The sequence below is a fragment of the Christiangramia marina genome (assembly GCF_048285865.1).
Lineage (GTDB): Bacteria > Bacteroidota > Bacteroidia > Flavobacteriales > Flavobacteriaceae > Christiangramia > Christiangramia marina.
Window position 1 is genome coordinate 62,127 of the sequence record NZ_JBLVTK010000002.1, and the last position, 9,594, is coordinate 71,720.

Annotated in this window: 8 protein-coding genes and 1 pseudogene; 8 read left to right on the forward strand and 1 reads right to left on the reverse strand. The window is 39.1% G+C overall.

The window, feature by feature from the left end; genetic code table 11:
- The 7 genes and pseudogenes from dddY to katG all read left to right on the forward strand — a co-directional run.
- Positions 1–1,245 (forward strand): dimethylsulfoniopropionate lyase DddY (gene dddY, locus ACNKXS_RS06775; RefSeq protein ID WP_417920205.1); only part of this gene is annotated, 1,245 nt, incomplete at its 5' end.
- 115 nt (positions 1,246–1,360) lie between these two features.
- Positions 1,361–1,543, forward strand: coding sequence for a Lacal_2735 family protein (locus tag ACNKXS_RS06780; protein WP_417920206.1), 183 nt, complete (start codon positions 1,361–1,363; stop codon positions 1,541–1,543).
- Between the two features lie 241 nt (positions 1,544–1,784).
- Positions 1,785–2,153: pseudogene (locus tag ACNKXS_RS06785) on the forward strand (YitT family protein); the annotation flags it as partial.
- 51 nt (positions 2,154–2,204) lie between these two features.
- Positions 2,205–2,495, forward strand: a complete 291-nt coding sequence (locus ACNKXS_RS06790; RefSeq protein WP_417920837.1) for a DUF2179 domain-containing protein — start codon at positions 2,205–2,207, stop codon at positions 2,493–2,495.
- A 268-nt stretch (positions 2,496–2,763) separates the two neighbouring features.
- Entirely contained in the window at positions 2,764–4,683 is a 1,920-nt protein-coding gene (locus tag ACNKXS_RS06795) for a tetratricopeptide repeat-containing sensor histidine kinase (protein WP_417920207.1), read from the forward strand.
- Positions 4,684–4,690: 7 nt separating this feature from the next.
- On the forward strand, positions 4,691–5,356 hold the full coding sequence (locus tag ACNKXS_RS06800; protein WP_417920208.1) for a DNA-binding response regulator: 666 nt from the start codon (positions 4,691–4,693) through the stop codon (positions 5,354–5,356).
- 432 nt (positions 5,357–5,788) lie between these two features.
- Positions 5,789–8,086, forward strand: coding sequence for a catalase/peroxidase HPI (gene katG, locus ACNKXS_RS06805; RefSeq protein ID WP_417920209.1), 2,298 nt, complete (start codon positions 5,789–5,791; stop codon positions 8,084–8,086).
- A gap of 34 nt (positions 8,087–8,120) precedes the next feature.
- Here katG and ACNKXS_RS06810 read toward each other — a convergent pair whose 3' ends face one another.
- Complete coding sequence (locus tag ACNKXS_RS06810) at positions 8,121–8,861, reverse strand: DUF429 domain-containing protein (RefSeq protein WP_417920210.1); 741 nt, start codon at positions 8,859–8,861, stop codon at positions 8,121–8,123.
- 113 nt (positions 8,862–8,974) lie between these two features.
- On the opposite strand from ACNKXS_RS06810, the gene ACNKXS_RS06815 reads away from it, so the two are divergent.
- Positions 8,975–9,594 (forward strand): amidohydrolase family protein (locus tag ACNKXS_RS06815; RefSeq protein ID WP_470271662.1); only part of this gene is annotated, 620 nt, incomplete at its 3' end.

The window sequence follows — 9,594 nt, forward strand, 5'->3', positions numbered from 1 at the left end:
TATATCCTGAGTACGATCTTCTTTCTTAGTTCCATCACCTTCAGTTATGCACAGAAAATTCCGGATTTTATCAATCCCGAAGATCTGAAAAATGTAAAATTTAAATGTCTGGAAGAATCCGAAGTGTATTCCGAAGAGGAACAGAAGTATATCGATATTTTATGGAAAGAATCGCTGCAGTATCTTGAAGCTTATGCGGTGGCTTTAACGACCTCTCCAGCTGGAAGCTCTTGCATTGATTCAGACGTGGCAACTTATGAAACCGTGGACGGAATTAGTAAGTTATATGTGATGGAGCGTCGCGATATGCAATTAATGGTCAAAAACATCTACCAGATCCTGCACAATCTTGAGGCTGCAAAAGCTTGCTTCGCTGCAAGAGGCAATGTTGACTGGCTCTATAGTCCCGGCGGTGAACTGGAAGCAAGGTCTGAAGTCGCTAAATGGCTTGATAGAACCACTTTTCAAGAATTTTTTGAAACTAAAGTTAGCGATCCAGAGGTGAAAGCTAAAGGTTATACCTTCTCTGAGAATTTCTTTAGAATGGTGACCGGTGAAAAGGTGAAGACACCTAAAAATTTCCCTTATGATATAAGTGCTAGATCACTACCAAATCTTTGGGCATCTGTAGGCTGGTTCCCAATGTATGCTGAAGAAAGTGAAAGAAATCGAAAAAATTTCGCGAATGTAAGAGGTGGATATGCTTATGCTGAAATCCTGGGACATTGGGGATTGCTAAGAATAGATGAGATCAACGGACAAAAAGTTGGTGCCGAAGTTGGAATGACCGTTCAGGCTGTAAACACCTTATATCCATACCATAACCACGCTACTTCTGAGTTGTATTATACGATGCGCCAGCCATCCTGTGTGAATCAATTTAAAACTTTTGCCATCAGGGATACTAACGAAAAGCTTACAACCATCTCAGAAAATGAAGATGAACGCGTTGTTCAGTTTGACACGGGAATGCCTGATGAATTCAGGATGTGGACCACCTCATCGTATGATCGGGATCCTTTGGTCTATTTTTACGAAAATACTATTCATGCATTTCAAATCGACGGGGACTGTGAAGAAGATCCGGAAGAAAATGCGCTTGTATCCATTTGGGCACGCTCCGATGCTCATGAAAAGCTCAATGACTACGGAACTACAAAGTTGTGTGAATGTGCTGAAGAACCTGGCAAACCAGCCGCCAGAGGTGGAAAAATACAATGTCAGCTAACTAAGCTGAAGTATTAGATTATATTTAATGAACCTTCAGAAATAGAGCGCAACATTTAGTTTAGACGATATAAAAGAACCCCGCAGCATAACCGGATAATCTAGACTTTAGCCTATATTTAAAGAAAAAGTTATGTTTGGTTTATTTAAAAAGAAATCTGAAGTAGAGAAATTGAACCTAAAGTACAAACAACTTCTTGAGGAAGCGCATCGCTTATCTACCAGTAATAGAAAACTGAGTGATGATAAAATGCATGAAGCCAACGAAATTTTGAAGGAAATAGATAAGATAAAATCAGCTGAAAAAAGTAGCTGAGAGTTTCATTTCAGTAAGAACTCTACTGTATGATAAAAAGATTTTTACAGGCAAATTTGGTTTGGGAAATTGGTCAGCTGGCACTCGCAGTTTTTCTGGCGAGCCTTGGACTAAAAGCTTTTTTGCTTCCCAACGGGCTTTCTTGATGGCGGAGTAACCGGAATTTCAATTCTTCTAAGCAAAATCACAAGAAATAGAAATTTCAATAATTCTTCCAGTCATTAGCATCCCATTCTTTGTAATTGGCTGGTATACAGTTTCACGAAAAACTGTGATACGGTCGATCATTTCAGTACTTGTACTCTCGCTCATTATTCATTTTGAGAACTTTCAATCCATTACAGATGATAAGTTGCTAATTTCAATATGAGGCAGTTTATTTCTGGGTGCAGGAATTGGTCTCGCCATAAAGAACGGCTCTGTTCTGGACGGGAGCGAGATCCTGGGTATTTTCCTCAATGAAAAAACAGGAATTTCCATTGGTCTTATGATTTTCTGGTTCAATGTGGTGCTTTTTTTACTGGTTAGTTTACTATACTCGATCGAGGTCGCCATGTATTCTGTGCTAACCTATATTATTACTGCAAAAACTATAGACCTGATACTGGAAGGCTTCGAGGATTATGTTGGACTCATGATTGTTACCGAAAAATCCAGGGAAATGCAGATCGCTTTGCTGAAGAATATAGGCCAGGGATTAACGATCTCTAACGGTAGTAAAGGCTATGGAAGTCAGGGAGAAAAGCAGGATCTAAAGATCATTCATACGGTTGTAAACAGGATAGACACCAAAAAAGCCTATAGAATTTTGAATGAGGTAGATAAGGATGCTTTTGTGATAGAATTTGATGTAAACAGGGTTTCTGGAGGCGTTCTTCGGAAATATTTGACCAGAAGTAAACAAAGAGAGCTCTCCCCTACTTTATTCCGGAATAATGAGATCGATATTTGATATTATTTATTCTGAAGCTGGCCCGATAAATTCCAGAAGAACTGAAGATTAAAATATTCCGAAGTATAGGTGATTATTTATATTAGAAACAGTTAGAACTTTATGGATGTTTATCTACTTCATTTTTTGCTCCATTTCGTGACATAATATTTTTTATAAGATCTTCGGAATTCGCCTTCAATGGCTGGGATGGCTTGCATTCTTTGCTAGTTTTCAAACTTTCCAATTAAGTATTCTGGATTCCTCAGTTTTTATATATTTTCGCTAAATGCACATCTCAAAGTATTTCCTGCTGAGCTTCTCTATTTGTCTAAGCCTGATCGCTTGTGACCAGACTTCCGAAAACAATTCAGAAGAAATCAAACCAGGAACCGGAGAATTTTATTTTCAACAAGGTTTAAATTCAAAGTTGCCAGCAGAAATGCTTGCAAATTTTAAATATGGTCTGGACTCTTCCAAAATCGACAATGATACGGTGCATCTCAAGTTACTAGATGGCGTCATCTACAGCTTTAATCGATTAAGGAATTATGACAGCTCTCTGGTCTATTCCTCAAAAATGATCGATCAATCACGGATCTATGGAAATGTTCATTTTGAAGCCACAGGCTTTTACCGTAAAGCTATTATTCATCGCTCTTTAAACGATTATAAGGAATATTTTAGAAATGCATTTATTTCCAGAGAATTACACCTTGCCGATAAAGATTCTGCAAAAGCTGGGCGCAGAACTATAGAAATGGCTAATGCACAAAGTAAATTAACAGATTATACCGGAGCTCAGGAAACTGCTGCTGAAGCCCTCAAACTACTGGATCCCATTGACTCCACTTACTTTAGTACAGCTTACAATATTATTGCAACAGCATATCGCAACCAGGGTTTTCAAAGTGATGCCATACGTGAATGGAGAAACGCGCTTGCATTTGCTGCCAATGTGAAGGACAGTTTGAGTAATTTAAACAATATTGCACTATCTCTCCAGGATGAAAAGAATTACAATGAGGCCATAGTTATTTTTGAAAACATCCTGCGAAGTTCTGATTCAACGAATATTCTCTCTAAGGCCAGGTTCTTAGATAATCTGGCTTACACCAGGTGGTTGCAAGACTCTACCGCTAACGTGGAAGATGATTTGTTAGAAGCCAGGAATATAAGACTGCTGAAAAATGGGAAAAATGGCCTGCTCGCCAGTTATGATCACCTTTCCAATTTTTACCGAAAAAAGGATGCAAATGTATCAAAACTTTACGCAGATAGCTTGCTCACTACAGCCATGGAACTCGATAGTAGGTCGGCGCAATTGAATGCCATAGAAAAATTGATCCAGCTATCGCCAATGGAATCTGTCAAAGAACTCTCAACAATCTATATTCAGCTAAGCGATAGCATCCGTTCGGAAAATGCCCAGGCTAAAAATATGTTCGCTAAAATTAAATTTGATGAGGAACAGAAAGAATTAGAGATCGATCAATTACAGGATCAAACTGCTCTACAGGCTATAGAGAAAGAGCAACTGCAGGACCAGATCATCATATTATCACTAGGAAGTTTGCTGGTCTTAGTTAGTGGTGGATTTGGCTATTACTATTTAAGACAAAGACATACCAGGGATAAAATTCGCGAAGCGCATCGTACAGAATCCAGAATTTCCAAAAAAATCCATGATGAACTGGCAAACGATGTCTACAATGTGATGAGCAGTATGGATTCGATTGCACCCAATATGCTTATGGATAAGCTGGAAAATATCTATAACCGGACACGTAATATTTCCAGGGAAAATAGCAGTATTCCTACAGGAGCAGATTTCCTTCCCCATTTACTCACCACGCTTAGTTCCAGTTTACCTGCAGATGCCAGACTAATTCTTCGTGGGGAAAACAGCTTCAACTGGAAAAGCTTAAGCCCGGAGAAAAAGATCATTCTTTACCGTGTCCTTCAGGAGATCATGATCAATATGAACAAACATAGTAAGGCCAGTTTGGTTGCTATTGTATTTTCCGAAGAAAACAGAACGCTGCATATTCAATATTCTGATAATGGGAAAGGTACTTCACGTCAAAGTCTGAAAGCCGGTAATGGTTTTCTTAATATGGAAAACCGTATTCTTTCTATCAAAGGAAAACTTAATTTTGAAACTGAACAGGAAAAAGGATTGAAGGTTTTAATTCAAATTCCAATATAATTTTAACATGTTTAAAAAAGTTCTGGTTGCTGAAGATATGGACAGTATAAATCATGCTGTCGCTTTTGTTTTGAAAGATTTGAAAATTGCACAGGTAGATCACGCCCAATATTGTGATAGAGCCTGGCTTCTGGCCAAAAAAGCTATTCAGGAAGGCAGTCCTTATGATCTACTAATTTGTGATCTTTCCTTCAAACCAGATTACCGGGAGGAAAAACTAACGTCCGGAAAAGACCTTATCTCGGCATTAAAACTCGAAGATCCTCAACTTAAAGTTATCGTTAACTCGATAGAAGACCACCCTCAAACGGTCAGGGAACTCTGGGCAAGCGGAAATATAGATGCCTATGTTTGCAAAGACCGCACTGGCTTAAAAGAGCTGAAAGAGGCGATCCTGAATTTGAATGAAGGTGCCAACTATAATTCTCCGTCGATTGAAAAGATCCTGAACCAGAATAATGTGCTTACTTTAAATGACTTCGAAATCAATATTGTTAAATATCTGGCAAACGGTTTTACACAGGACGAAATTCAAAAGGAATTAAAAAATAAGAATATCAAGCCAAGTAGTAAAAGTGCGATCGAAAAAAGACTGAAAGAACTTCGTGAAGAATTCAGGGCAAATACAAATCCTCACCTTATCTCGATTATGAAAGACCTGCAACTAATCTGAATGTTTTCATACTTTTTGCAACCATAATCTCCACTTTATAGATATAATCCCATATGGGTAAAGCGAAACTTCTTTAGTTTCTTTCCAACGCTCATTTAGCAAGACCAGAAAGCTATCGGCAAATACTTCTAATATGGCAATAATTAGCTCAATTACTGCGAATTATTTACTTTCAGGGCGATCCAGCAAATAATTTTTAAAAAAAATTTAACGCAGCAGTTTCCAAATTGTTACCACAACTTCCTAAATTCTGCTCATAAACTAAAATTTAATTACGCCCACCATTTTTCTTTTTCCTCCCTTTGCTTTTAGAATGTTGAGAATAAAATCTTATCTACTCCATTTTCCAAGTTTGGAATGTTCAGAATGAACTTCAGAAGAAAAATATTGACGTTTTAATTTTAATTCATTTCAAACTTCAAAACATTCACTATGAAAGACATGGATAATCCAGAGAATCTTGCCAAATGTCCGTTTAGAGGAACAAGGGTTGGCGGAGCCATTGGCTCGAAGCCGCAGCTAGATGACTGGTGGCCTAACCGACTACAAGTTGAATTATTACATCAGGAATCGGCGGTTGCGAATCCTCTAAGCGATTTCGATTACAAAGAAGCCTTCAATAAAATTGATCTTGAACAGCTTAAAAATGAAATCAAACAGTTACTGGTAGAATCGAAAGACTGGTGGCCTGCAGATTATAATAACTATGGTCCTCAAATGATTAGAATGGCCTGGCATTCTGCCGGCACCTATCGTATTGCCGACGGTCGCGGTGGAGCGGGACAGGCAATGCAGCGTTTTGGTCCTATCAATTCCTGGTGGGATAACGGGAATATTGATAAATCAAGAAGACTCATCTGGCCGATTAAACAAAAATATGGTGCATCTATTTCATGGGCAGATCTTATCGTTCTTACCGGGAACTGCGCACTGGAAATTATGAACTTCCCCACATTTGGTTATGCCGGTGGTAGACGAGATGCCTGGGAGCCAGATCGTAGTACCTACTGGGGACCAGAATTCTGGAATGGTAAACCATTTAAAGAATCTAATGTTGGTGAGTACTATGATGGACATCCGGAAGAAATGGTGACACAGAAGCTTCGTTGGAAAGGAGAACCTTCCGATCCAAACCGTGATCTGGAGAACCCAATGGCAGCTACACATCAGGCTTTAATTTACGTAAACCCGGAAGGTCCGGGAGGAAATGGAGAACCGAGGGATTCGGCGATGGCCATTAGAGAATCATTTAAGCGTATGGCTATGAATGATGAAGAAACCGTTGCCCTTATCGCGGGTGGACATGCCTTCGGAAAAAGCCACGGGATGGTTAGCGCAGATAAAATTGGTCCAGCGCCAGAAGCTGCTCCCTTGCAGGCCATGGGAATGGGTTGGCAGAATCCTGAAGGTACAGGTTTTGGAAAATATACCATGACCAACGGGATCGAAGGTTCCTGGACGCCAGATCCTACAACCTGGGATAATGATTATTTGACCAATCTGTTCAAATTTGAATGGAAAAAGACTGAAAGTCCTGCTGGCGCCGTGCAATGGACACCGGTTGATGAACATGCGCCAAAAACACCAGATGCGCATGAGGAAGGTAAAATGAATCCTTTGATGATGATGACTTCAGATATCGCTTTAAAGGTGGATCCAGACTATCGAAAGGTGTGCGAAAGATTCCTGAATGACTTCGACTATTTTACCGATGCATTTTCAAGAGCCTGGTATAAATTAACTCATAGAGACATGGGGCCAAAAGATCGATATCTTGGACCGGAAGTCCCGCAAGAAGATTTGCTTTGGCAGGATCCTATCCCGAAGATAGATTATGACCTCATTGATAGCAGTGATATAGTTGCTTTAAAACGAAAGATCCTTGATACCGGTTTAAGTGTGTCTGCTTTAGTTTCTGCAGCATGGTCTTCCGCAGCTATCTACCGTAATAGTGATAAACGTGGCGGTGCCAATGGAGCCCGTATTTCCCTGAAACCTCAGAACAACTGGGATCTTAACAGGCCAGATGAACTGAACAGAGTTCTTGAGACTTACAGAACCTTGAAATCTGACTTCGATGGCAGCCAGAGTGGGAATAAAAAGGTTTCGCTGGCAGACCTGATTGTGCTTGGTGGATGTGCCGCTATTGAAAAAGCTGCAAAAGATGCTGGATTCGATATTCAAGTGCCTTTTACGCCGGGTCGCAATGATGCAAACCAGGAACAAACCGATGAGGAAAGTTTTGACTGGTTAAAACCGGTTTCAGACGGATTCAAAAATTATCACAATGACAAAGTTGGGTACAATGTGCCGCCGGAAAGGATTTTCCTGGACCGAGCACAATTACTCACATTAAGCGCACCAGAATGGACTGTTCTAACTGGTGGATTACGTGTTTTAGAACAAAACTTTGATCGTTCCAGACATGGTTTATTCACAGAACGTCCTGGTGTTCTTACCAACGACTTCTTCAAAGTACTTTTAAGTATGGACTATGAGTGGGTGCCACAAAATGACCAGGAAATGATTTTTGATATTAAAAATCGTGAAAATGGAAATGTGAAATACACCGCTACTCGTTGTGATCTAATTTTTGGATCTAATGCTCAGCTAAGAAATATTGCCGAAGTTTATGGTGCTGAAGATGGAAAAGATAGATTTGTTCGGGACTTTGTAAAAGCCTGGGATAAAGTTATGATGCTGGACAGATACGATGTTAAAGACGATTGATTAGGAGTATTCAAATAATAAGATGCCCGATTACTTAAGTTTTCGGGCATTTTTTATGTAATCGTGATAAATCCGCATAATGAATGGCCATTTCTATTCCGTACTCGTCTTTTTCCGGTTGAATCGGTATGCGCTTTCCATAAATTTCTGAAAGTTCAGCGGTAATAGCCAGACACATTGCATCTAACAAATCATCTTTTGCTATCTCCTTGCGTCGATATTTCTTCAAACCTAGATTGTATAATTTTTCAGCTTCAGGCTTGAATTGTGATAATATGTGAAGTCTTTCAATAATCCCATTTTCAGTTTTCTTCGTGTATTTCAAAGGTTTTCCATCGTTTAAGAACTGAAAGGAAATTTCTGGATGTGATTCTTTAATTTTATTTCGTTCTTGTTTATTCTGAACCAAAAACTGGTCTATTTCTTTGATTTTAGGAATAATGAACCAGGTCTGCTTTGAAATACCTTTACCTAAGATAGCTTTATTGATACATGACGCTTCCGAATATGTTTCAGCCTGAAGACTCTCTCTGCAAGGCACAGGAAAAATGCTTGATTTCCTGTTCTTCGGAAGGAACTGTCGGGCCAGTTCCTCGCAATTTCTTATCTTATTTATCTCACTCTTCAGACCAATTGGGATATCAACAAAAATTAAAGCTTGAGATGAATAAAAAGATATGAGACTCCCTACACTTTCTACCGCAATAATCTCTTCCGAAGAAAAACAAACTGAAACCCAGCCATATTTGCAACCGTCCACACCTACGTATCTCATATTTCAACAATTTACCCATGCCAGCTATAAATTCAGCAAAAAAATGACCTTTTTTAAATACATTAGAGGCTTAAGATGAAAAATATCATAATTTTTAAAAGAAATATATATTTATGAGTCAATATGACCTGGAAATTAAAAATGCAAGAATAGAAGGTTATGAAGATCTTGTAAATATTAGGATTCTGGATGGAGAAATCGCTAAAATTGATTCGGTTTTCGCCAATTCTTCAGAAGAAATTACCCTCCTAAATAGTTATGATGCCAAAGGTCATCTTGTTTCGCCAGGCTTTTTTGAGAGCCATATTCATCTCGATAAAGCATGTATTCTAGACCGTTGCACTATTGAAGAAGGAACTTTAGAAGAAGCTGTAGAACAGACCGGAAAAGCCAAAAAATCATTTACAGAAGATGACGTCTACCAACGCGCCGCAAATGTAGTTGAAATGGCAATTAAAAAGGGAACTATGGGGATACGCACCTTCGTGGAAACCGATCCCAAAACGGAACTTAGATCTCTTAAGGCTATTCAAAAAGTCAGGCAGCAATATGCATTTGCTATCGATATAGAAATCTGTGCTTTTGCCCAGGAAGGACTTACCGGGAGCATTGCTACCCAACATCTTATCCAAAAGGCATTGGAAAATGGTGCAGATCTAATTGGCGGCTGCCCTTATAAAGATGAAGATCCTTCAGCACATATAGAAATGATCTTTGATATAGCCCAGGAGTA